Source organism: Clostridium sp. AM58-1XD (assembly GCF_003464085.1).
Lineage (GTDB): Bacteria > Bacillota > Clostridia > Lachnospirales > Lachnospiraceae > Lachnoclostridium_A.
Genome location: NZ_QSDR01000014.1, coordinates 17266 through 41700, shown reverse-complemented (window position 1 = coordinate 41700; position 24435 = coordinate 17266). Strand labels below are relative to the sequence as shown.

The window sequence follows — 24435 nt, the reverse complement described above, 5'->3', positions numbered from 1 at the left end:
GAATAATGGTTACCGGAAAGAGGCAGTTTTATTTGAAGAAGCAGATGGCTGTATTTGCCCTTTTCTGCGTCCTTCTGGGAGGCGCGGCCGTTTCGAAAGAAGCCGTGCCGGCCTGGAAGGACGTATGGGAAAAGGCCGGAAAATATGAAACAGAACAAAGAGAAGAGGATATCTCCAGAGACGCTGCGGCAGGAACGGAAAATGAAGAGAGGACAGGGCCTGATTTCAGGCTTTATGCACAGTCGGCCGTGCTTATGGACGGGGATTCCGGGAGGATTCTGTTTGGAAAAAATGAGAGTGACATCCACCCAATGGCCAGTACCACGAAAATTATGACATGTATTCTGGCGCTGGAGCTGGGAAATGGCGACGATCTGGTAACGGTATCAAAGAACGCGGCTTCCCAGCCTCAGGTTCATCTGGGGGCGCCGTCTGGACGCCAGTTTTACCTGAAAGATCTGCTGTACTCCCTTATGCTGGAGTCTCATAACGATTCTGCTGTCATGATAGCGGAACACGTCGGCGGGAGCGTAGAAGCGTTTGCCGGGCTGATGAACCAGAAAGCCAGGGACTTAGGCTGTACGGATACATATTTCATTACGCCCAACGGCCTGGATGCCTCCGGAACGGATACAGAAGGAAAAGAAAGAGCTCACAGCACTACCGCCGCAGACTTGGCGCGCATTATGAAATACTGTATTTCGGAATCGCCGAAAAAAGATGAGTTCCTAGCTGTAACAGGCACGAAAGCGTATACATTTTCCGACGCGGAAGGAAAGGGCACGTATTCCTGCGTCAACCACAATGCCCTTCTGACTATGATGGACGGCGCGTATTCCGGTAAAACAGGATTTACAGGGGGAGCCGGTTACTGTTACGTGGGGGCGCTGGAAGACGGCGAAAAAAATTTTATCGTAGCTTTGCTCGGCTGCGGCTGGCCGCCGCACAAAACTTACAAATGGGCGGACGCCAGAGCGCTTCTTCAGTATGGAATGAAAAATTATGAATACAGAAACGTGTGGAAGGATGTGGAAATTCCTGAAATAACGGTGGAAAACGGAATTCCTGAAGACGGTGACATTTCGCGCGGTATGACGGTGCAGGCAGAAGTGGCGGTGCCGGAAAAAGCAGGGCCTGAGGAACAGAAAAACGGCGGTGAAAGCCTTTATCTGCTTCTGAGGGAGGATGAACAACCAGACGTACGGCTGAGTATGAAAAAAGAGCTGGAAGCGCCGGTCCGCAGAGGGGATACCGCAGGTAAGGTGGAATATGAACTGAACGGCAGGACGGTGGCCGCTTATCCCGTCGTTGTAAAGGAAGACGCAGACCCGATCACCCTGAAGTGGTGCATGGAAAAAATCGCAGAGCTGTATCTTGAATAAATAATTCATTAATGATATACTTTTCCCTGAAAGGCGGCATGGATGATGAGGCTGAGAGGGAGAAGCATACCCATAGGGGAAATGATGGGGGAAAACAGCATAGTGATAACAGAGCAGGCGAAAAGCCTGCTTTTTTAGTGCTTTAACAAGTTAAACGGAGGAAGAAATCATGAAGGAACTGAAACGAATTATTTTAGTAATGGCCGGAAATACCATTGCGGCATTTGGAATCGGGGGATTTATCATTAAGGCGGATCTGATGATGGGAGCGCGACAGGCCTTGGTCTTGCCGTCAGTCATTATACCCATATACCGGTGGCCGCGGCAGTGGGAGTCCTGAACCTGGCGCTGTTTATTGCCGGCGCCATGATACTGGGAAAAACATTTGCCCTCACAACGATCGTCAGTACATTTTATTTTCCGGTGGCACTGGGGCATATAGAGGCTCTGGTTACACAGCCTTTTACCGGAGACCCCATGCTGGCAACCATTATCGGCGGCTTAGTGGCCGGCCTGGGCATCGGAATCGTACTCAGAGCCGGTTCATCGACCGGAGGAATGGATATACCGCCGCTGATTCTGAAAAAGAAAATGGGGATTCCCGTATCCGTGACCATCTATGTGGCGGACTGTACGATCCTTTTAATACAGCTTACTTTTTCCAGCCTGGAAAAAGCGCTCTACAGCCTGGTGCTGGTGATGATCTATACGGCTGTGATCGACAAGATCATGACGATCGGCCTGAATCAAATGCAGGTAAAGATTATCAGTGAGAAATATGAGGCGATCAACGAAGCCATACAGACGAAGCTGGACCGGGGAACATCGCTTCTGTACATGAAGGGCGGGCACAGTAAAAACGATACATTTGAGGTTATGGTCGTGCTTTCGGGAAGGGAACTTGTTAAGCTGAACGAGCTGGTTTTGGAGTACGACCCTCATGCATTTATGATTATTAATAAAGTCAACGAAGTCAGGGGACGTGGATTCACTCTTCGTAAAAAAGATACAGCCTGAAAAGGCACAGCGCCTCCTGTTGGTCATATTTTGCCAAAAACAGCTTGAAATTTCTCTGGAATCATTATACAATTATAATTGGCAGAAATTTGATTTAAAAAGCAATGTTCTGTTAAGGTTTTGACGACCATTGTAAAAATATTACAAAATGGAGGACTGCAAAATGAGTAATTCAGCAACATCAGCAAGTAATCGTATCAATCTGTTACTTGATGAGAACAGTTTTGTTGAAGTAGGCGGCTATGTGACTGCCAGAAACACTGATTTCAACATGACTGCACAGGAAACACCTGCTGACGGCGTAGTTACCGGTTATGGTACGATCGAAGGCAATCTGGTGTATGTGTACAGCCAGGACGCGTCCGTACTGGGCGGTTCTGTCGGCGAAATGCACGCGAAGAAGATTTCCAATATCTATGGAATGGCTATGAAGATGGGAGCACCTGTAATCGGCCTTTTGGATTGTGCAGGTTTACGTCTGCAGGAAGCAACCGATGCACTGTCTGGATTTGGAAACTTATATTTGAATCAGGCTATGGCATCTGGCGTAATTCCACAGATTTCCGCAATTTTTGGCACATGCGGCGGAGGTATGGCAGTTTCAGCTGCTATGACCGACTTTACATTTATGGAAGGCAAGAACGGCAAGCTGTTCGTGAATTCCCCTAATGCCCTGGAAGGCAATCACGTTTCCAAATGCGATACTTCATCTGCAGTCTTCCAGAGTGAAGAGACAGGTGTTGCAGACTTCGTAGGAACAGAAGAAGAGATCTATTCTGAAATCAGAAGCCTTGTTTCCATTCTGCCGGCAAACAATGAAGACGACATGTCCTATGATGAATGCACAGATGACTTAAACCGCGTATGTGAAGGCCTGGAAGGCTGGGCAGGAGATACTGCAGAGGCTCTGAAGGCAGTTTCCGATGACAACTTCTTTATGGAGGTGAAAGCGGCTTATGCACCGTCTATGGTAACGGGCTTTATCCGTTTAAACGGATCAACCGTAGGATGCGTTGCAAACCGTACAGAAGTTTACGGGGAAGACGGACAGAAGAAGGATACATTTGACGGAAGTCTTACATCCCGCGGATGTGACAAGGCAGCTGAGTTCGTCAATTTCTGTGACGCATTCGAGATTCCTGTCCTGACACTTGTCAATGTCAAAGGATACCAGGCTGTAAAATGCACAGAGAAGAAGATCGCTAAGGCGGCAGCCGGATTAACATATGCGTATGCAAACGCAACCGTTCCGAAAGTAACCGTTATCGTGGGACAGGCATACGGAAGCGCATATCTGACCATGTGCAGCAAGGCAATCGGAGCAGATATCGTATATGCGTGGCCGAACGCAGCAATCGGCATGATGGATGCAAAGGAAGCAGCAAAGATTATGTATGCTGACGAAATTGCAAAAGCTGACGACGCAGTAGCACTGATTAATGAAAAGGCAGCAGAATATGCAGCTCTTCAGTCCAGCGCTCAGGCAGCCGCCAGAAGAGGATATGTAGACGATATTATTGAAGCCTGCGACACAAGAAAACGTGTAATCGCAGCATTTGAAATGTTGTTCACAAAGAGAGAGGAACGTCCAGCGAAAAAACATGGTACGGTCTAAGACGAGGTGACAGGTATATGAAGAATATTAAGCGTGTATTACTGACACTGTGCATGATAACCTGCTTCTTTGCTCTGACGGCTTGCAGCAGCAAGGGTGAGGCGACCGAGACAAAAAAGCTGGATGAGATGCTGGCAGGACAGATCTGTCAGGTATCAGAGGATCTGCTGAAGGAAATTACAGCTATTGAGAAGGCTGATATCGAGAGCCAGGTGGCGGAAGCGGAAGAGGATGACCAGCAGCCGTATGCGGCAGCTATCTCCACTTGGGGAAACGTCCTTGGAGATACGGGAAAGCTTGTCGAAGTGAAGTCTGCAGAAGCAGACAAGGACAAGGACGGTTTTTCCTGCAAAGTCAATGCGCAGTTTGAAAAGAGAGTAGTAGAATTTACTGTTTATTATGATAAACAGGGATTGATCAGTTCCACAAGCTTTGTGCCGGAGTATACATTCGGTGAAAATATGGAAAAGGCAGGGCTTAATACGCTTTTGGGTATGGGAACTGTATTCTGTGTTCTGATCTTCATCAGCCTTCTGATTGCATGTTTCAAATTCATTAATCAGTGGGAAAACAGAATGAAAACCGACAAGACTGCGGCAATACCGGAACCGACGCCTGTTCAGGCAGCACCGGCAGCCGAAGAAGAACTTGCAGATGATCTGGAGCTTGTGGCTGTTATTACCGCAGCTATCGCAGCATCCACAGGCGCTTCCGCAGACGGCCTGGTGGTACGTTCCATCAAGCGTGCAGGCGCATCCAAATGGAAAAGAGCTTAATCGATTAGGAGGAAGAACAACATGAAAAATTATACAATTACAGTTAATGGTAATGTTTATGATGTAACCGTAGAGGAAGGCGTATCCACAGGAGCACCGGCAGCGGCGCCGAAAGCAGCTCCTAAGGCAGCACCAAAAGCAGCTCCTAAGGCAGCAGCTCCGGCTGGTGCAGCAGGAAGCGTAACGGTATCCGCTCCAATGCCAGGCAAGATCCTTGGTGTTAAAGCAAGCGCAGGACAGGCAGTCAAGAAAGGTGATGTTCTTGTAGTTCTGGAAGCAATGAAGATGGAAAATGAAATCGTAGCTCCACAGGACGGAACTGTTGCTACTATCAACGTGGCAACGGGCGACTCCGTAGAAGCTGGCGCAACCATCGCTACTTTAAACTAAGGAGCATAGTAGACTAGAGATGCAGTGATGCATCCCACATGGAGGGATTAACATGGATTACATTACGAATACAATGGTGAATCTTCTTCAGCAGACAGCATTCGTCAATTTAACGTGGGGCAACTTCGCTATGATTATTGTGGCATTTATATTCCTTTATCTTGCGATCAAAAAGGGATTTGAGCCGCTTCTTCTGGTACCGATCGCCTTCGGTATGCTGCTCGTTAATATTTACCCGGATATTATGCTGACGATTGAAGATTCATCCAATGGGGTCGGCGGACTTCTTCATTACTTCTACCTGTTAGATGAATGGAGTATTCTTCCGTCTCTGATTTTCATGGGTGTAGGCGCCATGACAGACTTCGGTCCGTTAATCGCCAACCCAAAGAGCTTCCTTCTGGGAGCGGCAGCTCAGTTCGGTATTTACGGAGCTTATTTCATGGCTATTTTAATGGGCTTCAACGACAAGGCTGCAGCAGCAATTTCCATTATCGGCGGCGCCGACGGCCCGACTTCCATCTTCCTTTGCGGTAAGCTTGGACAGACGGAGTTCATGGGACCGATCGCCGTAGCTGCTTATTCCTATATGGCACTTGTTCCGATCATTCAGCCTCCGATTATGAAGGCTCTGACAACAGAAAAAGAGCGTAAGATCAAGATGGAACAGCTCAGACCGGTTTCCAAACTGGAGAAGATTCTGTTCCCTATCATCGTTACCGTAGTTGTCTGCCTGATTCTTCCTACAACAGCACCTCTCGTTGGTATGCTGATGTTAGGCAACCTGTTCCGTGAATCCGGCGTTGTAAAGCAGCTGGCAGAGACAGCTTCCAATGCACTTATGTACATCGTGGTTATCCTTCTTGGTACTTCTGTAGGCGCTACCACAAGTGCTGAGGCTTTCCTGAAGGTTACAACTCTTAAAATCGTTGCACTTGGTCTGATTGCATTTGCACTCGGTACGGCAATGGGCGTTATCTTCGGTAAGATTATGTGTAAGGTAACGGGAGGAAAGGTAAATCCTCTGATCGGTTCTGCAGGCGTATCTGCCGTTCCTATGGCAGCCCGCGTTTCTCAGAAGGTTGGTTCTGAGGCAGATCCTACAAACTTCCTGCTCATGCATGCAATGGGCCCGAACGTAGCCGGCGTTATCGGTACGGCAGTTGCAGCCGGAACCTTTATGGCTATCTTCGGTGTGAAATAAGCAATACAATTGATAGTATAAATAACAGGAGGAAATAACATGGCAGAGATAGAGAAAAAGCCGGTTAAGATTGTGGAAACCGTCCTTCGTGACGCACACCAGTCCTTAATCGCAACCAGAATGAAGACCGAAGAGATGCTTCCTATCATTGATAAGATGGATCAGGTCGGCTATTATGCAGTAGAATGCTGGGGCGGCGCAACTTTCGACGCTTCCCTGCGTTTCCTGAAAGAAGATCCATGGGAGAGACTGCGTAAATTAAGAGCAGGCTTCAAGAATACAAAGCTGCAGATGCTGTTTCGAGGACAGAATATCCTTGGATACAATCACTATGCAGATGATGTTGTAGAATACTTCGTTAAGAAATCCGTATCAAACGGTATCGATATTATCAGAATTTTTGACTGTCTGAATGATATCCGCAACCTGCAGACAGCCGTGAAGGCTGCTAATGCGGAGAAGGCCCATGCACAGGTAGCACTTTGCTATACCCTGGGCGAGGCATATACGCTTGATTACTGGAAAAATATTGCAAAGGAAATTGAAGATATGGGAGCTGACTCCCTGTGCATAAAGGATATGGCAGGACTTCTGACGCCATATGCAGCTCAGGAACTTGTTTCAGCTTTAAAGGAATCCACAGAGCTTCCGATCGATCTTCATACACATTATACTTCCGGCGTTGCTTCCATGACCTACTTAAAAGCTGTAGAAGCAGGCTGTGACATCATCGACTGTGCTATGAGTCCATTCGCACTTGGAACAAGCCAGCCGGCAACAGAAGTTATGGTTGAAACCTTCCGCGGAACTCCGTACGATACAGGCTACAATCAGAACCTGCTTGCAGATATTGCAGAGTACTTCCGACCAATGCGTGAAGAGGCTCTTGCATCCGGACTTCTTAACCCGAAGGTGCTGGGCGTTAATATCAAGACTCTTCAGTATCAGGTACCTGGCGGTATGCTTTCCAACCTGGTTTCCCAGTTAAAGGAAGCAGGACAGGAAGACAAGTACATGGCAGTTCTGGAAGAAATTCCGAGAGTACGTAAAGACTTCGGTGAGCCTCCGCTGGTTACCCCGTCTTCTCAGATCGTGGGAACACAGGCCGTTATGAACGTAATTGCAGGCGAGCGCTACAAAATGGTTCCGAAGGAATCCAAGAAGATCATGCTCGGCGAATTCGGCCAGACAGTTAAGCCGTTCAACGCTGAAGTTCAGAAGAAGATTATCGGCGATGAGACTCCGATCACATGCAGACCGGCTGATCTGTTAGAGCCGCAGCTTCCGAAATTTGAGAAGGAATGTGCTCAGTGGAAACAGCAGGATGAAGATGTATTATCCTACGCACTGTTCCCGAAGGTAGCAGAAGAGTTCTTCAAGTATAGAGAAGCTCAGCAGACAAAGGTAGATGCAGAAAAAGCAGATACGAAGAATAAGGCTTATCCTGTATAATAGATATCTGCGCGCCCCATTTTTCATAGAATGATACCGTGGGCAATCAAATAATCAGGTAAGGCGGACCCGCCCGGTACAAAGGTATTAACCTTCTGCCGGACGGGTCTTTTTATAACATCGGAAACCTTCATTCCCCGTGTAATAAAAGACCTCCGGTGGATGGCGTGCCCCGCTTAATCGGGCGTCGCACTGCGGCGGAAGGGAATCGAGTTGCTGAAGCGATCTGCTCCAGCGGACTCTGCCGGGACATTACTGCGTTTTATAGCAGGATTTATTTTGGCATGTATTTGGTAAGTATGAAGATATTGATTTGATAAGGAGGTATACATGGCAGCTGATTTTATAAATATAACGGCGGAAAATCTTGCCGACGAGCATCTATGCTGCATTATCCGCAGCAAAAAGTCCCATCCGGGTATAGAGGCCAAGAAAAAATGGCTTTCTGAACGTCTTAACGAAGGCCACGTTTTTCGGAAATTAAATGCAAAAGCTACGGTTTTTATCGAATATGCGCCTCTTGAATCAGCCTGGGCGCCCATAACAGGCGCTAACTATTTATATATATACTGCCTGTGGGTTACCGGAGGCTGCAAGGGCAAGGGATATGGAAAAGAGCTGATGGAATACTGCCTGGAAGACGCCAGAAAGCAGGGCAGATCCGGCGTTTGTATGCTGGGAGCCAAAAAACAGAAATCCTGGCTTTCCGACCAGTCCTTTGCCAGGAAGTACGGCTTTGAAACCGTGGATACGACCGAAGATGGGTATGAGCTGCTGGCCCTGTCCTTTGATGGGACAAAGCCGCAATTTACTGAAAGTGCAAAGAAACAGCAGATTGAAAGCGAGATTCTGACGATCTATTACGACAAGCAGTGCCCGTATATTCTGCAAAAAATAGAAAAGATAAAAGAGAACTGCGCCGCACTGACAGTTCCCCTGGACTTAATTGAAGTTGATACGCTCCAAAAGGCCAAGGCATTACCCTGCGTATTTAATAACTGGGGCGTATTTTATAAAGGAAAATTTGTTACTGTGAATTTGGTGGATTCCCCATATATCGAAAAGCTGATTAAAAAATAGAAAATAACTGGGGAGAGGGAGAATGGAGAAGGAAATATGGAGCTTATAAAACTGACCCACGAAAACCTGGAATCGGAGCATATCTGCTGTGCGATCTCCAACAATAAGGACTGTCAGGTGATGTCAAAAAAGTCATGGTTGAAAGAACGTCTGGATGAGGGACTTGTATTTTTAAAGGGAAATGTCCGGGGAAAATGTTTTATTGAATATATACCTGCCGAATATGCATGGGCGCCGATTGAGGCGGACGGGTATATGTATATCGACTGCCTGTGGGTATCGGGACAATTTAAGGGGCAGGGATATTCCAGCCTGCTGCTGGACGCATGTATAAAAGATGCAGAATCAAAGGGGAAGAAGGGCCTTGTTATCTTATCTTCCAAAAAGAAAAGAGGATTCCTTTCAGACCCCAAGTACATGGAGTATAAGGGATTTATTTTAGCCGATACGGCTGAGCCTTATTTTGAACTCCTATATCTGCCTTTTGGAGAACAGATGGATAAACCAAGCTTCAGACCGCAGGTAAAAGAAGAACCTGTAATCGATGGTCAAAGTCAGAATGGATTTTGGCTGTTTTATACAAGCCAATGCCCGTTTACAGCAAAATACGTGCCGCTTCTTAAAGATATTGCTGCGGCAAAAGGAGCGGATTTACAGGTAGTCCATATCGATACGAGAGAAAAGGCGCAAAGCGCGCCCTCGCCGTTTACGACATTCAGCCTATATTATAACGGCCGATTTATAACTCATGAAATTCTGTCGGAAAAGAAATTTGTAAAATTAATTGAAGAAATCAATGAATAAAGGAGACGAATAGTAATATGCAGCGGTTGACTATATAAGAGAAGGAGGTATTTGGATGGGAAACAGTGCGGTAAATGACAGATGGCAGAAAATTTTGGATCAGGTGGACGGAAAGAGAGAGCTGATTTACGAGGCGGCTCAGACGATCTGGAAGAATCCCGAAATTGGCTACAAAGAGTGGAAAACGACAAAGTATCTGGAAGGGAAATTTGAAGAGCTGGGATATAAGCTGCAGAAGGCAGAAAATATTCCGGGATTTACGGCCCAGCTGGATACGGGACGACCTGGGCCGGTGATAGCAGTAATCGGTGAGCTGGATTCTCTGATCTGTGACGGTCATCCGGATGCGGACCAGGAGACTAAGGCGGTTCATGCGTGCGGGCATAATTGTCAGCCTGCCTATCTGTTGGGGGTAGCCGCAGCATTCGCACAGGAGGGGATGACGGACGGGATGTCCGGTTCCATCCGTTTTGTAGCGGTGCCGGCGGAAGAGACGATCGATCTGGAATACCGCAGTCAGCTGATTAAAAAGGGAATAATCAGCTACGTGGCAGGGAAAATAGAATTTTTGTACAGAGGTCTTCTGGACGGAGTGGATATGGCTTTTATGATGCATGCAGATACAGGAGGTCCACATCTGATCGAGGTATTTGACGGCTGTGACGGCTGCATCACGAAACATATCGAATTTGAAGGCAAAGCCGCCCATGCCGGCGTGGCGCCCCACGAGGGGATTAATGCGCTTTATGAAGCCTCCATCGGCATGCAGGCATGTAATGCACTGCGGGAAACATTCCGGGATGAAGACCACATACGATTCCATCCGATCGTGACGCAGGCTGGTGTTGCGGCGAATGCAATTCCTTCCGTCGCTAAAATGGATGCTTACTGCCGCGCTGCCGCCGTAGACGTTATGATACAGACAAACGGAAGGATCAACCGTGCGCTAGCGGCTTCGGCTGCCGCGTTTGGAGGAAATGTACATATTATGGATAAGCCGGGAAACCTTCCTCTTCATAACAGCAAAGGACTGAATGACCTGTTTGCCAGAGTTTCGCTGGAAATATTTGGTCCGGGAAGTGTTCACTACGGTTCGTGGCAGGCATCAAGCTGCGATATGGGAGACCTGTCTTCGATTATGCCGGTAGCGCAGCCGATGATGACAGGAGCAAAGGGAACGCTTCATGGAAAAGATTTCCGGATGGATGATTTGGAACGGCTCTGCCTCAATCCGGCGCGGGTCATAAGTATTTCGCTGCATGAACTTCTTTCAGAAAATGCCAAACTGGCGAACGAAATTGTAGAAGGCTACCAGCCGGTATTTGCTTCGAAAGAGGAGTACTTTGAGGCGGTCGATGCGATAGCCTGGGACGAGCGGGCGGTCGTTTATAACGACGACGGAAGCGTGCTGTTGAGGGTAAAATAAAAAATAGGGGATATGAGAAATGACAAAGAAATCGTTATTTGCTTTTATTTGTCTGCTGATGTTTGCTTCGACAGCGGTTAGGACTTATGGGGAGGAAACTACCGCTGATCCGCCTGAAGAGGATAAGGAACTGCAATCCGGTTCCTTTCAATATACGGATGAGGAAGCAGGTGTCCTTTACGGTGCCTGTAAACTGGCGGGAAATACCTTTTAAGAATTCAAATGAGTTTATCGGTGTTCAATTTGCCACAAATATTGACGGCAATAAGGGAGTAATCATTGACGGCAGCAGGGATTACTGGGAATTATTGAGTCCATCTGAATGGTCGGGGCTGTCATGAGAGGATATCGATAATTCTTATGTAAGACCTTTCATAGCAGAGGCCTTTGAGATACCGAAAGAAGACGTGAAAGTGGTTTCATATAACGGCATTGAATATTTTCATACGGAAATCGAGGCCAATGATACGATTCCGCTGCCTCTTTCACGAACAGTCCATATTGAAAATGGATACTTTTACGGTTTCCAATTTTACGCAGATAAGGAACGGTATTATGATGACTATGTGAGCCTTCTTAAACTCGGTTGTTTATGAGAATCCTGTTTCTGAAGAAACGACGTCCGAAGCCTCTGAAAGTTTGGAGGCTTCGAACCTGTCCAGCCAGGAGATGATTGAACTGGCTGATTCGGCCCTGCAAAAAGAGGACGAGAGGAAAGCTCCTGATTGTTATCTGCTTATGGAACAGAACCGGCAGGAGCAGAGGAAAATGCGTCCCATTTATAATACAATCGCGGTTGTGATTTTGGGAGGCATAATCTTATTTGTCAAAACTGTCTGCCGCAAATTAAAAAAACCGGAAGGAAAAATAGTTATCCGCAGCATAAAAAATTATTTTGAAGAGGCGTCTGTCTTTCTCTCAGCCACCTCTTTTTTCAGCCGTTCGGCCAGCTTTTCCTTCCCTTTTCTGCACTGTAAATCCTCGATGGGGCAGAAATTTCTGCAGCAGGAGCAATGTTCCTTGATTTTTTCCATAATGAGAGCCTCCTAAATAAAAAATTGAGTTTTTCATGTTATTAATTAGAAATTGATATTTGTAAACTAAGACTATCATTATTCGTAAAATTTTTCAACTAAACAAGTTGAAACGAGTAAAATAGGGATTTTGATTAAGACAGAAATATACCACAAAAATGTGTTGCGATAAGAAGGCTTCGATTGATTTAACTCGGTTTAATCTGTATAATATAAATATCTTAAACTAAGGAGGAAAGGGAAATGAAAAAACTTATTTTATGTGGTATGGCGGCGTGTATGTTGATCGGCTGCGGCAATGGGGGAAGCAAGACGGCAGCTGAAAAAACTGAGGTTTCATCTACTCAGGAAACGGAAAGCGAGGCGGCTCAGGAGACAGAAAGTACGGAAGCTGAGAAGACAGAAACTGAAACGATGAACCCGCTTGAAAGCAGAGTTGCATGGGCTGAGGAAGAGGCCAAAAAAGCGGCGGCGAATGCGGAAGCTGTTACGGAAGGAGATTTGTTTGACAGAGTTTCACAGATTCATAAAGATGTTACAATAACTAAATTTCCTGATTATTACGGTGTAGATGTATCAATTAATGAGGGAACGCCTCAGGAATGTGCAGACCAATTTTTAGGTATTGCAGAAAAAATAATAAAAGATGCAGGAAATGACTATGATATAGATATAATTTCACTAAATTATAAAAACGAAATTGCAATATTATCCTTATCGAAGGATGTAACCGGAGATTATTTGTCTATAGAGCCTGTAAGCTTGAGTGAGATATCCGACTATGTTATTCAGGCCTATAAAACCAGTGAATATTTTCAGAAAATTGATTTAACAAGACATGCTAACGAATCATTAAAGAATATAGCGGATAAATATCCCTTAGAAGAAGGAGAAGAATTCTCAAATGGAGAGATTCTTTCCGGATATAAAAAGACCTCATTTAAACAAATAGAATTTCAGGTTCCTGAGAACTGGAACGAAAAGACAGTAAACGATAATATGAAATCATATTTAGATGGGGCAGAAGGTCTATTTGCTAATTGCTATGAGATAGAAAATCTTGAACAAAAGGTAACAAGTAAAGAAATAGAAAAAGATGTTTTGGAAAAGTTGAGCGAAGTTATTTTGGAAGATTTCAATGTAACCAGCAGCGAATATATTACAATTTTAGACGATACCACTGCATTAAAGGTGAAGGGCAGCACTGAAATCAATGGTATTACAGTTCTTTCACAAACATATATGTTCCTATATTCGGAGAAATTCTGTTCATTTATGTTTCTTTCACCATCAGATTTAGATACTGCGGCCATATCTAATGTAATAAATTCTATAAACTAAATTGCTAGAACTTGTGGTAGCCAAGTTAATGCAAAAAAGCAGCGGGATACGACTAGACGTCCCGCTGCTTTTTTATAAAATAGTAACCGGTTCCTGGGACTTTAATGGCATGCCATATTTACATTCTCATAAATAACTTTTGGGAGAACCGATATTAAAAAAACTGATTTATTTCTATTAAGGAAATCTTACAATTATTCCCAATTATGTGAACTTTCCGGGAATTGGTTGACACAGTCTTGGATTTATCATTATAATGGAATCAATGTCAAAAAAACCAGTACTTTCCTAATATGGTAAAGTGGCGGTATAAGAGTTCCGGTATCATCCGGTTGTGATTGTGGGAGAAAAAGATGAAAAAACTGAAGTTGAAAAGAGGAATAGCGCTTGCCGCAGGCCTGATGCTTGCCCTGCAGCCCCCGGCTGCCAGCATGATTCCTTTGCTGAATACATATGCCTATACAGAGAAGAGCGGTACGGTCAATGCGTCCACATTAAATGTAAGAAGCGGACCGGGAACTGCCAATTCGATTGTTACAAAGCTGTCCAGAGGAGCTTCTGTCGTAGTAGTCGGGGAAGAGACGGCGTCGGATGGTGCGCTCTGGTACAAAATCCGATTTACGAGCAATGGTCGGGAGATGACCGGTTATGCTTCAAAAAGCTATATTAAGTTTAAGACAGCATATACGACAGACGGCAATTTCGAAGCTTTTCTGAACGCAGAAGGCTTTCCGGAAAGCTATAAGGACGGACTCAGGTCGCTTCATGCGGAGCATCCCCAGTGGGTATTCAGAGCTCATAAAACGGGTCTCGACTGGAATACTGTTATTGAAAATGAAAGCATAGTGGGCAGAAACCTGGTGTCCAAGAACAGCATTTCATCATGGAAATCCATTGCAGACGGCGCGTATAACTGGTCGTCCGGAACGTGGCCCGGATTCGACGGCAGCGCCTGGGTGGCGGCTTCTTCTGATATTATAAGCTATTATATGGATCCGAGAAATTTTATGGACGATCAGTACATATTCCAGTTTCTGCTGCAGAGTTATGACAGCTCCGTCCATACAGCAGACGGACTGCAGACCATGCTGAAAGGAACCTTCATGGAGAGCGGTTCCATATCGTCCGGCGGTTCCCCATCCGGCGGTTCTCAGTCCGACGGTTCGTCGGGTACTCCCTCCGGGACAGGACCGGGAGGAAGTGATCCAAGTAATCCTGCAGCGCCGCCTGCCGGCGGTTCAAGCGGAGGATCACAGAGTTCTGGAAGCCCAGTAACAGACAGCGGCGCTCCGTCCGGAAGCGGAGATCAGGGGATTAAATTCGAAGTCCTGTCGCTTCTGTGAGCAAACACAGGACAAACCTTTTGATGACGAGCGCAGGTCCAGGCGCCAGTCTGGACGGAAACGGGCCAGGGGGAAGCTCCGACAGCAGTTCCGGTTCTTCGGGAGGCGGTTCCAGCATGCCTTCCGGCAATGTTTCTTATGTGGATGCGATCATGAATGCAGGCGCACAGTCAGGAGTCAATCCTTACGTACTGGCAGCCATGATCATACAGGAGGTTGGAAAAGGAGGAAGCAGGAGCGTTTCCGGAACCAGTTCCGGATATGAAGGATATTACAATTTCTATAATATCGGCGCCTATACAACCGACTCTATGGATGCGATTACGAGAGGACTCTGGTATGCGTCCCAGTCCGGCAGCTACGGAAGGCCGTGGAATACACCGGAGAAAGCCATTATCGGCGGAGCAGATTTTTATGGAGCCAATTACGTGAAGGCGGGGCAGGATACCTTTTATCTGAAGAAATTCAACGTTCAGGGAGCTAATATTTACAAGCACCAGTATATGGGCAACGTCGTGGCGGCCGCCTCAGAAGGCTATCATATGTCAGAGGCTTACAACGACGAGCTGAAGAAAACAGCCCTGGAATTTAAAATTCCTGTTTACAATAATATGCCGTCGTCTCCGTGTGCGAAACCGGCTCTGGACGGAAGCCCGAACAATAAACTGTCGGGTCTTGGAGTAGAAGGATTCGCTCTGACACCGACCTTCAATATGGATACGTCGTCATATGACCTGATTGTAGATAATTCCGTAAGCAGCGTGGCAATATGGGCAAATGCGATTGATTCCAAGGCGTCCGTGAGCGGAACAGGCAATATCGATCTGCAGAGCGGAATCAACGAAATCAAGATCAATGTCAAAGCTGAAAACGGAACCGTGAGAGAATACGTTCTCCACGTAGTGAGACAGGCGAACGGGCCAACTTATTCTTCCGGAGTGGGAGGTTCAGGAGGCTCAGGCAGTTCCAGCCAGTCGCCCGGAGGTTCTGATTCCGACAGCGGAAGCGTTTCCGGAGGTCCGGGAGTTGTGGTAGGACCTGGGGAAGGAAGTTCGGAATCTTCAGGATCAGTGATGTCCCCTCTCGGCCAGGCGGTTTGGGCCATGCGGGAAGACGAATATTATATTTAAAGAGAGGGACGGAAAGATATGATAAAAAATAAGCTCAAACGCATCATTGTGAGGACGGCGGTCGCCGCCGTGCTGCTGATGTCCATGCCGTGCAATCTGATGACGGCATGGGCATCAAATGCCAAAATAGCATTTTCTGATCCCAGCGCATCCGTAGGGGCGGAAGTGACAGTCACTATGAAAGTGACATCCACCAGCGGAGATGCACTGGATCGTGCCAATATCATGCTCTCTTATGATCCGGCTGCACTGGAGTTTATCAGCGGAACAAATGCTTCCGGCGGAGCCGGTTCCATAAGCGTCAAACCTTCCTCGGACGGAGGGGACGGAAAAGAGATGGTCTGTACTTTGAAATTCAAACCGCTTAAAGCAGGTGCAACAAAGATCGCAGTACAGACTCAGGAGATTTATGACAGAGATGAACAGCTTGCGACTCTGGACAAACAGGGAGAATCTACGGTTACCGTAAGTGCGCAGGAGGGGGCATCTGCAGATGCAGCGCTGAAATCCTTAAAGGTTTCACCGGGAAGCCTGGATCCTGCATTCTCGCCGGCAGTAGAAGAGTATACCGTACAGGTGGGAACCGATGTCACGAGAATTGCTGTCAGTGCAGAGAGCAGCGGTGCAAATGCGACTGTTACTGTTGATGGAGATTCCGACCTCAGATGGGTGAAAATACGGTTACGTGCAGAGTAACGGCTGAAGACGGACAGACAGTTAAGACATATACCATTCATGTCAACAAGGTGGAAGGCGGAGAGACAGCTGCCGTAACGGCCGTCGGAGACCTGACAGCAGTGATTAACGGCGAACAGTACACGGTTGCAGAGGCATTCGATATGGCTGCTCTTCCGGAGGGATTTGAACAGGTCAGCTACTCTTATAAGGGAAATGATGTAATGGCTGCAAGAGGAACGGAAAAAGATCTTCTCCTTCTGTACCTGACGGATGCACAGGAAAGCGGAGCGTTCTTCATTTACAACGAAAGTGCAGACAGTTGGACCCCATATACGGAAATTTCCACAACTTCCAAGGCGATTGTAATTCTTCCTGTAGATAAGAGCGTTACGATTCCTGAAGGATTTACGGAAGGAATCATGAACCTGGAAAATGGCAAGAAGGCATCCGGATGGGTTCCGGCAGGCGAAGAGAATCCGAAATACTGGCTGTTCTATGGCATGAACTGGAACGGGGACAAAGCGTTATACCGATATGATCTGGAAGAAAATACGATTCAGCGGTATTTCCAGGATCCGATTGGGGCAAATGGCAGCATTACGGTGGAACAGTATAAGGAAGTGACGGATGCGCAGCAGGAACTGCTTCACAAGTATGACCTCCGTGGAATTATCATTCTGATCATGGGAATCGTCATTGCTGTTCTGCTGGCTGTGGCAGCCGTTCTGGCAGGCAGATCCGGAAAGAGCGTTAAAAAAACGGATATGGCCGGAAGAACGAGAAGACGCGCCATAGCAGAGATGGCGGCTTCTGAGGAACTGGAAAGCGAAGTGCTTTCAAGGGAAGAAAAAAAGGATGGAAAGGCAGCAAAGAAAGCAAAGGGAGAAAGCCGCAGAAGCGGGCAGAAGGAACCGGCGGTTCAGCCGCAGAAAAAGTCGGTGATTCCACCGGTTGAGGAAGACGATGATTTTGAAGTGATTGATCTGGATCTGGACGAAGAGGACGAGGATGAAGAGTTTGAATTCATCGATGTAGATGAGGATACAAGAGATAAATAATGAAAGGGGGATGTCCGCCGGCGATAATTGCCGCGGGCATTTCCTTTTTTGGATTCATGTCCGCCGAAGGGTCCTGCCTGTATAGCGGATATGGAATAATCTTTCAGGTTGACGAATGTATGTAATTTTGTTATACTGACCCTATAACAGATATAACGAAAGATGGTGAGAAGATGGTATTGGAAATTGATTTCAACAGTGATGAAGCGTATTATGTTCAGCTTTGCAACCAAATCATCGTCGGCATCGCGACCGAGCGTATCCGCGAAGGAGAGGTGCTTCCATCGGTGCGCCAGATGGCAGAAGCGATTGGTATTAACATGCATACGGTAAATAAAGCATATTCTGTTTTAAGGCAGGAAGGTTTTGTCAAGCTCGACAGGCGGAAAGGCGCTATCGTTTCCCTGGATATTGACAAGATCCGAATGCTGGAAGAAATGCACAGAGAACTCAGCGTGGTTCTGGCCAGAGGCGTATGCAAGAATGTGACCAGAGAGGAAGTTCATCAGCTGGTAGACAATATCTATCAGGCGTTTTCAGGAGGTCAGGAAGACATCTGACCAATGGAGGATTAAAAATTATGTTATGTGAAAGATGTAAGGTGAGAGAAGCAACCATCCAGTATACGGAGGTGGTAAACGGCGTGCGGACTGAACATAACTTTTGTGCACAGTGCGCGCAGGAATTGGATTTTGGTCAGTACTCCACCATATTTGACAGCGATTTTCCCTTAGGAAAGCTGCTGTCCAGCTTGTTGGGAGTAGGCGGGGCAAGCGAGGAAGAGAAGATGAATCAGGTTGTCTGCCCTACCTGTAAAACCAGCTACGGAGAGTTTATAAAAAACAGCCGTTTTGGTTGTCCTGACTGTTATGAAGTGTTTGACCTGCTGATCAGTGAGAAGATCAAGCAGCTTCAGGGAAGCGATTCCCATAAGGCAAGAAGCCAAAATACCAGCCTTTGATGAAGTATGGAAGCACTGTGAAAAATAAAGGAGCTGAAATATTGGAACAGGACGGGTTAAAAATGCCGGCAGTGGGCAAAGATGGGGAAGAGTACCAGTCTGAACATGCGGCTAAACAGGATTCCCGTGTCCTGAAATCAGAGGATGGAACAGCTTCCGGACTCAGCAGAAAAGAACAGATTGCAATTCTGGACAGGGAAAGGAAGGCAGCTGTTGAACGGGAAGATTATGACAGTGCCGCACAGCTGAGGGACAGAATCAGGGCACTGAAAGCGGAGGAAGAAGCAGATGCTTAAATGGTTTGAAAAAACGGATGAAAATATGCCGAATGTCATATGCAGCCGGATTCGCCTGGTCAGGATCTGAACGATTATCCATTTCCTGAACGGCTTGCGGATGAGGACGCAAAAGAAATGATCAAGAAGCTGAAACTGGGATTAAACGGTCTGCCGGACAGGGACGGCTGCGATTATGAATATGTAGCTCTCGATGAAGCCAGTGATCTGGAAAGGCGTGCTCTTAAGGAGCGAAGGCTTTTAAATGATACCCTGGAGAAGAAAAAAGGGCCTTCCGGCATGATCGTCTCGGAAGACGAGTCGGTCAGTCTGGTGCTGAATGGAGACGACCATATCCGCATGCAGTTTATTGCTCCTGGCATGTGCCTGAGAGAGCTGTGGGATGCGGCAGATCAGATGGATGACTATATTAATGAGAGATTTGCCTATGCATTCGATGAGAAGTATGGCTATCTGACTGCATACCCTACGAATGTGGGTACGGGCCTGCGGGCTTCCATACTCATTCATCTTCCGACGCTTTCTATGGGAAAAAAGTTCAACAGCCTGCTGGGAGAGATGGGCCGCTTTGGAACGAGAATTCAGGGTATCTGCGGAGAAGGAAGTGAAAATTATGGTGCTCTCTTCGTAATATCCAATCAGAAGACACTTGGCGTTTCCGAAGAAGAGATCGTAGAGCTGGTGGGAAAAGTTGCAGTACAGCTGAACAGCCAGGAGAATAAAGTGCGAGCGATGGCACTGTCTGCCCATAAGACGGAACGGGCGGATGAAGCATACAAATCTTACGGCGTTTTAAAATACGCCAGACGGCTTTCCTGGAAAGACGCTCAGGAATTTCTTTCCAGCGTCATGACAGGGATGGCAGACGGGCTGCTGGAAGTCAGGGAGCCGCTTTCCGTCTATAAGATCATGCTGGGGATTCAGACGGCAAATCTTCAGAAGATTTCCGACAGGCCCCTGACAAAGGAAGAACTGGATATCGCCAGGGCGGCCTACATCAGGGAGGCGCTCCCTGAGCTGAAATAACAGTACAGAAAATAACAAATAGGAGGGCGATCGGCCATATGACAGACGGATTAGAGAGATTTACTCCGCAGGCAAAAGAAGCGCTGAACCTTGCAAGAGAGGCGGCAGAAGAACTGGGTCATGATTCCGTAGGCACAGAACATCTTCTCGTAGGCCTTATGAGGGAAGAAAGCGGCGTTGCTTCCAGAGCCTGGAGGAATGCGGAGTGGACGAAGATAAAGTAATTGAATTAATCAGCGAACTTTTGTCGGTGAATAAAAATATACGGGTAGAGGGAGACGGGCTTACGCCAAGAGCGAGAAAAGTTCTGGAAAACAGCTATTATGAGGCGGCCAGATTTAAAGCGCCGCTCATCGGAACCGAGCATATCCTGATTGCGATGATTCGGGAAAATGACTGTGTCGCTACGAGAATCCTCAATACGATCGGCGTATCGATACAGAAAATTTATGTGGATTTATTCGCAGCGATGGGAGAAGATGCACCTGGCGGTAAGGAAGATTATCAGCCGGGAAAGGAAAGAAAGGCTACACCTACTCTGAACAGCTACAGCCGTGATCTGACGGAGCTGGCCAGAGACGGAAAGCTGGATCCGGTTATCGGACGCGAGACGGAAATTCAGAGAGTGATTCAGATTTTGAGCAGAAGAACGAAGAACAATCCATGCCTGATCGGAGAGCCGGGAGTCGGAAAGACAGCAGTTGTGGAAGGTCTGGCTCAGATGATCTCAGCAGGCAGCGTACCGGAAACGATCGCTGATAAGCGGGTGATGACGCTGGATCTTTCCGGCATGGTAGCCGGTTCCAAATACAGAGGGGAGTTTGAAGAAAGGATTAAAAAGGTGTTGTCTGAGGTAAAAGAGGACGGAGAAGTTCTTCTGTTTATCGATGAGATTCACACGATTATCGGTGCCGGAGGCGCAGAAGGAGCGATTGACGCTTCCAATATCTTAAAGCCTTCGCTTGCAAGAGGGGAAATTCAGCTGATCGGTGCAACCACTATAGAAGAGTATAGAAAGTATGTTGAAAAAGATGCTGCTTTGGAACGGCGTTTCCAGCCGATTACTGTGGAAGAGCCGGATGAGGAACAGTCCATTGCCATTTTAAGAGGCTTGAGAGGCAGATATGAAGCGCATCACAAGGTTACGATTACAGACGGCGCTCTGGAGGCAGCAGTTAAATTATCAGCCCGTTATATCAACGAAAGGTTCCTTCCGGATAAGGCAATTGACCTGATCGACGAGGCCGCGTCGAAGGTGAGGCTTTCCAACTTCGTGGAGCCTGCAGAGATCAAGGAACTGGAAAAGGACATTGAAGACCTGGAAAAACAGAAAGAGACTGCGATCAGAACAGAGGCCTACGAAAAAGCAGGAACGATTAAGAAGAAGCAGGAGAAGAAGAGAGAAAAGATAGAGAAACTGAGGACAAAATGGGAAAAGGACAAAGCTTCCAGAAAGCTTGTAGTAGGAGAAAATGAAATCGCCGATGTCGTTTCAGGATGGACGAAGATTCCTGTAAGAAAGCTGGAGGAAGAGGAATCGGAACGGCTGAGAAAGCTGGAATCCATTCTTCATGAGCGCGTCGTAGGGCAGGAAGAAGCCGTAACCGCCGTATCGAAAGCAATCCGCAGGGGCCGTGTGGGATTAAAAGATCCCAAGAGGCCGATCGGTTCATTTCTGTTCCTGGGCCCTACAGGCGTAGGAAAAACAGAACTTTCCAAAGCGCTTGCAGAAGCGATGTTCGGCACGGAAAATGCGCTGATCCGCGTCGATATGTCCGAGTATATGGAGAAGCACAGTGTATCCAAGATGATCGGTTCTCCGCCAGGATACGTAGGATATGATGAGGGAGGCCAGCTGAGCGAGAAAGTGCGCAGAAATCCTTACTCTGTCATCCTTTTTGATGAGATTGAGAAAGCACATCCCGACGTATTCAACATCCTTCTTCAGGTACTGGATGACGGCCATATTACGGACGCACAGGGAAGGAAGATCGACTTTAAGAATACGGTTCTGATTATGACGTCGAATGCAGGGGCAGAAAATATCATTTCTCCGAAACGGCTGGGCTTTGCATCGGTAACAGATGAGAAGGCAAATTACACGTTTATGAAGGACCGCGTGATGGAGGAAGTGAAGCGTCTGTTTAAGCCGGAGTTTCTGAACAGAATCGACGATATCATCGTATATCATCCGCTGAATAAGGAGCATATGAAGAAGATCGCAGACATCATGCTGGCGTCCATTATGAAGCGCACGAAACAGCAGCTCGGCATGGTGCTCTCCGTGGATGAAAAGGCGAAAGAATTCCTGATTGAAAAAGGATATGATGAGAAATACGGCGCAAGGCCGCTGAGGCGTACCATTCAGAATCAGCTGGAAGACAAACTGGCCGAAGAGGTGCTCGACGGACGAGTAAAAGCCGGCGATCATGTAGAAATAACGAGTGATGGCGAGGCTCTTAAATTTTCTGTTCCGGAACTCATAATTAACTAGAAAAAAGGATGTGGATAAGGTATAATGTGTTTATAGCGCAAACGGGGCGCAGTAAGACAAGAGGATAAGTATGATACCAGGAGGGCAAGGATATGCCAGTAATTGAAGAATTAATCCGTACAGAACAGGATGGAACAATCAGCTTCGGCAACTATAAGCTGGAGACAAAATCAAAATTACAGGATTTTGAACATGACGGCGATTTATATAAGGTGAAAACATTTTATGAGATTACGAAGCTGGAGAGGAATGGCATGTTTGTGTACGAATCCGTTCCAGGTACAACCGTTGAACATTTCAAAGTTACTGACGACAGCGTTACCTTTACCGTTGAAGGTGCAAAAGATGCACAGATTACGGTTCAGCTTGAAGATGACATGGACTATGAAGTATTTGTAGACGGTGCGGCAGTCGGCGGGATGAAGACAAATATGAGCGGCAAACTGGTAGCTGGCGTAGAACTGAATGAAGGCCAGGCAGTTGATGTAAAGATTGCGAGGAAATAATGGCAAAACTCAAGACGGTATTTTTCTGTAAGGAATGTGGATACGAATCTTCCAAATGGATGGGTCAGTGTCCGGCGTGCAGGGAATGGAATACCTTCGTGGAAGAACCTGTTGAGAAAAAACAAAAACCCGGTATTTCCGGGGTGAAGAGAGGAACGCCGGCCGTCAAGCCGGCGTTCTTAAATGAAATTTCTATTGAAGAAAAAGACAGAATATCCACAGGATTTGAAGAGCTGGACCGCGTGCTGGGGGATGGCATCGTAAATGGATCCCTGGTGCTGGTGGGAGGCGACCCGGGAATAGGAAAATCTACCTGCTTCTTCAGATGTGCAGAAACCTTTCTGCCGCCGGACGCCATGTATTATACATATCGGGAGAGGAATCCCTGAAACAGATTAAGATTCGGGCAAACCGTATCGGAGAAGTGACAGGAAATCTCAAGTTCTTTTGTGAAACGAGCCTGGACATCATTGAAGAGACGATCCGGGAAGAAAAACCGGAAGTCGTCATTATCGATTCCATCCAGACCATGTACCGCGAGGAAATCGCCTCGTCTCCAGGCAGTGTGAGTCAGGTCAGAGAATCGACAAACCTGCTCATGCAGATTGCAAAAGGAACGGGAATTGCCGTGTTCATTGTAGGCCACGTGACAAAAGAAGGCGTAGTCGCCGGACCGAGAGTACTGGAACACATGGTGGACACCGTGCTTTACTTCGAAGGAGACAGAAGCGCAGCGTACAGGATACTGAGAGGCGTGAAAAACCGTTTCGGATCTACGAATGAAATCGGAGTATTTGAGATGAGGGAATCCGGCCTGTGTGAGGTAAAGAACCCTTCTGAATATATGCTGAGCGGAAGGCCGGAGGACGCTTCCGGCGCAGTCGTCGCCTGTTCCATGGAAGGAACGCGGCCTATTCTGCTGGAGGTGCAGGCGCTCGTCACTACCACTAATTTTGGAATGCCCAGGCGCACCGCGGCAGGCACGGATTATAACAGAGTCAATCTTTTGATGGCCGTGTTGGAGAAGCGCTGCCATTATGAAATGTCACGCTATGATGCGTACGTTAATATCGCAGGCGGTATGAGAATGAACGAGCCGGCCCTCGATCTGGCGATTGTAATGGCGCTGATCTCCAGCCTGAAGGACAGGCCGGTCAGCCAGAAAACGATTATTTTCGGTGAGGTAGGCTTGTCGGGCGAGGTCAGGGCTGTTTCCATGGCGGAGCAGCGTGTGAGCGAGGCCGTAAAGCTGGGATTCGATACGTGTATCCTCCCGGAAATTTGCCTGGAGAAGATGAAGAGGACGGAAAAGATACGGCTGATCGGTGTTAAGAATGTGAGAGAGGCAATCGCGGCAATTTCCTGACAAGATAAGCCGTGGATGGGATTGTGAAGAGTATACGGAACCTTCCGCATACGAGA

General features: G+C 47.1%; 24 protein-coding genes and 2 pseudogenes. 25 read left to right on the top strand and 1 reads right to left on the bottom strand.

Features of this window, described 5'->3' with window-relative positions; all coding sequences use genetic code 11:
- Positions 1-32 precede the first annotated feature (32 nt).
- The 13 genes from DXA13_RS10155 to DXA13_RS10100 all read left to right on the top strand — a co-directional run bounded on the left by DXA13_RS10155 (position 33) and on the right by DXA13_RS10100 (position 11742).
- Positions 33-1382 (top strand): D-alanyl-D-alanine carboxypeptidase family protein, encoded by a 1350-nt coding sequence (locus DXA13_RS10155; RefSeq protein WP_243009063.1) that lies wholly within the window; start codon positions 33-35, stop codon positions 1380-1382.
- Positions 1383-1551: 169 nt separating this feature from the next.
- Positions 1552-1722 (top strand): hypothetical protein, encoded by a 171-nt coding sequence (locus DXA13_RS23030; RefSeq protein WP_347559807.1) that lies wholly within the window; start codon positions 1552-1554, stop codon positions 1720-1722.
- A complete protein-coding gene (locus tag DXA13_RS10150; RefSeq protein ID WP_347559806.1) occupies positions 1698-2399 on the top strand; it encodes a YitT family protein in 702 nt (233 codons plus the stop codon). The genes DXA13_RS23030 and DXA13_RS10150 overlap by 25 nt, the downstream gene beginning before the upstream one ends.
- 163 nt (positions 2400-2562) lie before the next feature.
- On the top strand, positions 2563-4014 hold the full coding sequence (locus tag DXA13_RS10145) for a carboxyl transferase domain-containing protein (RefSeq protein WP_118244062.1): 1452 nt from the start codon (positions 2563-2565) through the stop codon (positions 4012-4014).
- A gap of 17 nt (positions 4015-4031) precedes the next feature.
- Positions 4032-4790 (top strand): OadG family protein, encoded by a 759-nt coding sequence (locus tag DXA13_RS10140; RefSeq protein ID WP_118244060.1) that lies wholly within the window; start codon positions 4032-4034, stop codon positions 4788-4790.
- Positions 4791-4811: 21 nt separating this feature from the next.
- Complete coding sequence (locus DXA13_RS10135; RefSeq protein ID WP_118244058.1) at positions 4812-5180, top strand: biotin/lipoyl-containing protein; 369 nt, start codon at positions 4812-4814, stop codon at positions 5178-5180.
- Between the two features lie 52 nt (positions 5181-5232).
- Positions 5233-6384, top strand: coding sequence for a sodium ion-translocating decarboxylase subunit beta (locus DXA13_RS10130; protein ID WP_118244056.1), 1152 nt, complete (start codon positions 5233-5235; stop codon positions 6382-6384).
- Between the two features lie 39 nt (positions 6385-6423).
- Positions 6424-7836 (top strand): oxaloacetate decarboxylase subunit alpha, encoded by a 1413-nt coding sequence (locus tag DXA13_RS10125; RefSeq protein WP_118244054.1) that lies wholly within the window; start codon positions 6424-6426, stop codon positions 7834-7836.
- A 330-nt stretch (positions 7837-8166) separates the two neighbouring features.
- Positions 8167-8916, top strand: coding sequence for a GNAT family N-acetyltransferase (locus tag DXA13_RS10120; protein ID WP_118244052.1), 750 nt, complete (start codon positions 8167-8169; stop codon positions 8914-8916).
- A gap of 36 nt (positions 8917-8952) precedes the next feature.
- Complete coding sequence (locus DXA13_RS10115; RefSeq protein WP_118244050.1) at positions 8953-9720, top strand: GNAT family N-acetyltransferase; 768 nt, start codon at positions 8953-8955, stop codon at positions 9718-9720.
- Between the two features lie 55 nt (positions 9721-9775).
- Entirely contained in the window at positions 9776-11146 is a 1371-nt protein-coding gene (locus DXA13_RS10110; protein ID WP_118244048.1) for an amidohydrolase, read from the top strand.
- Positions 11147-11232: 86 nt separating this feature from the next.
- A complete protein-coding gene (locus tag DXA13_RS20750; protein WP_147348016.1) occupies positions 11233-11487 on the top strand; it encodes a hypothetical protein in 255 nt (84 codons plus the stop codon).
- Between the two features lie 72 nt (positions 11488-11559).
- Positions 11560-11742 (top strand): hypothetical protein, encoded by a 183-nt coding sequence (locus tag DXA13_RS10100; protein WP_118244044.1) that lies wholly within the window; start codon positions 11560-11562, stop codon positions 11740-11742.
- A gap of 294 nt (positions 11743-12036) precedes the next feature.
- Here DXA13_RS10100 and DXA13_RS20995 read toward each other — a convergent pair whose 3' ends face one another.
- Complete coding sequence (locus DXA13_RS20995) at positions 12037-12180, bottom strand: hypothetical protein (RefSeq protein ID WP_181995605.1); 144 nt, start codon at positions 12178-12180, stop codon at positions 12037-12039.
- Positions 12181-12423: 243 nt separating this feature from the next.
- On the opposite strand from DXA13_RS20995, the gene DXA13_RS10090 reads away from it, so the two are divergent.
- The 12 genes and pseudogenes from DXA13_RS10090 (at position 12424) to radA (ending at position 24379) form a co-directional block, all read left to right on the top strand.
- Entirely contained in the window at positions 12424-13521 is a 1098-nt protein-coding gene (locus DXA13_RS10090) for a hypothetical protein (protein ID WP_118244040.1), read from the top strand.
- Positions 13522-13874: 353 nt separating this feature from the next.
- Complete coding sequence (locus tag DXA13_RS21710; protein WP_243009062.1) at positions 13875-14864, top strand: SH3 domain-containing protein; 990 nt, start codon at positions 13875-13877, stop codon at positions 14862-14864.
- Positions 14865-14887: 23 nt separating this feature from the next.
- Positions 14888-15994 carry a cadherin-like beta sandwich domain-containing protein gene (locus tag DXA13_RS21705; protein WP_243009061.1) on the top strand — a complete coding sequence of 369 codons (1107 nt, stop codon included), beginning with the start codon at positions 14888-14890 and terminating at the stop codon, positions 15992-15994.
- 18 nt (positions 15995-16012) lie between these two features.
- Complete coding sequence (locus DXA13_RS10080; RefSeq protein ID WP_118244038.1) at positions 16013-16690, top strand: cadherin-like beta sandwich domain-containing protein; 678 nt, start codon at positions 16013-16015, stop codon at positions 16688-16690.
- Entirely contained in the window at positions 16660-17730 is a 1071-nt protein-coding gene (locus DXA13_RS20990) for a cadherin-like beta sandwich domain-containing protein (protein ID WP_118244036.1), read from the top strand. The genes DXA13_RS10080 and DXA13_RS20990 overlap by 31 nt, the downstream gene beginning before the upstream one ends.
- A gap of 173 nt (positions 17731-17903) precedes the next feature.
- Complete coding sequence (locus DXA13_RS10070; RefSeq protein WP_118244034.1) at positions 17904-18290, top strand: GntR family transcriptional regulator; 387 nt, start codon at positions 17904-17906, stop codon at positions 18288-18290.
- Between the two features lie 20 nt (positions 18291-18310).
- On the top strand, positions 18311-18691 hold the full coding sequence (locus DXA13_RS10065) for a hypothetical protein (RefSeq protein WP_347559805.1): 381 nt from the start codon (positions 18311-18313) through the stop codon (positions 18689-18691).
- Between the two features lie 17 nt (positions 18692-18708).
- Positions 18709-18987, top strand: a complete 279-nt coding sequence (locus DXA13_RS10060; protein ID WP_243009068.1) for a UvrB/UvrC motif-containing protein — start codon at positions 18709-18711, stop codon at positions 18985-18987.
- Between the two features lie 39 nt (positions 18988-19026).
- Positions 19027-20013, top strand: a complete 987-nt coding sequence (locus tag DXA13_RS10055) for an ATP--guanido phosphotransferase (protein WP_347559804.1) — start codon at positions 19027-19029, stop codon at positions 20011-20013.
- Between the two features lie 38 nt (positions 20014-20051).
- A pseudogene (locus DXA13_RS10050) lies at positions 20052-22507 on the top strand (ATP-dependent Clp protease ATP-binding subunit).
- Between the two features lie 92 nt (positions 22508-22599).
- The gene (locus DXA13_RS10045; protein ID WP_118244032.1) at positions 22600-23013 is read left to right on the top strand and encodes an endosialidase; all 414 of its coding nucleotides are present in this window, start codon (positions 22600-22602) and stop codon (positions 23011-23013) included.
- Positions 23013-24379: pseudogene (radA, locus tag DXA13_RS10040) on the top strand (DNA repair protein RadA). The gene DXA13_RS10045 and the pseudogene radA overlap by 1 nt, the downstream one beginning before the upstream one ends.
- Positions 24380-24435: the final 56 nt, after the last annotated feature.

Bases quoted from the DNA above. Each gene is read 5' to 3' on its own strand.
- DXA13_RS23030 (WP_347559807.1), top strand. From the start codon at position 1,552: ATGAAGGAACTGAAACGAATTATTTTAGTAATGGCCGGAAATACCATT.
- DXA13_RS10145 (WP_118244062.1), top strand. From the start codon at position 2,563: ATGAGTAATTCAGCAACATCAGCAAGTAATCGTATCAATCTGTTACTT.
- DXA13_RS10140 (WP_118244060.1), top strand. From the start codon at position 4,032: ATGAAGAATATTAAGCGTGTATTACTGACACTGTGCATGATAACCTGC.
- DXA13_RS10135 (WP_118244058.1), top strand. From the start codon at position 4,812: ATGAAAAATTATACAATTACAGTTAATGGTAATGTTTATGATGTAACC.
- DXA13_RS10130 (WP_118244056.1), top strand. From the start codon at position 5,233: ATGGATTACATTACGAATACAATGGTGAATCTTCTTCAGCAGACAGCA.
- DXA13_RS10125 (WP_118244054.1), top strand. From the start codon at position 6,424: ATGGCAGAGATAGAGAAAAAGCCGGTTAAGATTGTGGAAACCGTCCTT.
- DXA13_RS10120 (WP_118244052.1), top strand. From the start codon at position 8,167: ATGGCAGCTGATTTTATAAATATAACGGCGGAAAATCTTGCCGACGAG.
- DXA13_RS10115 (WP_118244050.1), top strand. From the start codon at position 8,953: ATGGAGCTTATAAAACTGACCCACGAAAACCTGGAATCGGAGCATATC.
- DXA13_RS10110 (WP_118244048.1), top strand. From the start codon at position 9,776: ATGGGAAACAGTGCGGTAAATGACAGATGGCAGAAAATTTTGGATCAG.
- DXA13_RS20750 (WP_147348016.1), top strand. From the start codon at position 11,233: ATGGGGAGGAAACTACCGCTGATCCGCCTGAAGAGGATAAGGAACTGC.
- DXA13_RS20995 (WP_181995605.1), bottom strand. From the start codon at position 12,180: ATGGAAAAAATCAAGGAACATTGCTCCTGCTGCAGAAATTTCTGCCCC.
- DXA13_RS10090 (WP_118244040.1), top strand. From the start codon at position 12,424: ATGAAAAAACTTATTTTATGTGGTATGGCGGCGTGTATGTTGATCGGC.
- DXA13_RS21710 (WP_243009062.1), top strand. From the start codon at position 13,875: ATGAAAAAACTGAAGTTGAAAAGAGGAATAGCGCTTGCCGCAGGCCTG.
- DXA13_RS21705 (WP_243009061.1), top strand. From the start codon at position 14,888: ATGACGAGCGCAGGTCCAGGCGCCAGTCTGGACGGAAACGGGCCAGGG.
- DXA13_RS10080 (WP_118244038.1), top strand. From the start codon at position 16,013: ATGATAAAAAATAAGCTCAAACGCATCATTGTGAGGACGGCGGTCGCC.
- DXA13_RS20990 (WP_118244036.1), top strand. From the start codon at position 16,660: ATGGGTGAAAATACGGTTACGTGCAGAGTAACGGCTGAAGACGGACAG.
- DXA13_RS10070 (WP_118244034.1), top strand. From the start codon at position 17,904: ATGGTATTGGAAATTGATTTCAACAGTGATGAAGCGTATTATGTTCAG.
- DXA13_RS10065 (WP_347559805.1), top strand. From the start codon at position 18,311: ATGTTATGTGAAAGATGTAAGGTGAGAGAAGCAACCATCCAGTATACG.
- DXA13_RS10055 (WP_347559804.1), top strand. From the start codon at position 19,027: ATGCAGCCGGATTCGCCTGGTCAGGATCTGAACGATTATCCATTTCCT.
- DXA13_RS10045 (WP_118244032.1), top strand. From the start codon at position 22,600: ATGCCAGTAATTGAAGAATTAATCCGTACAGAACAGGATGGAACAATC.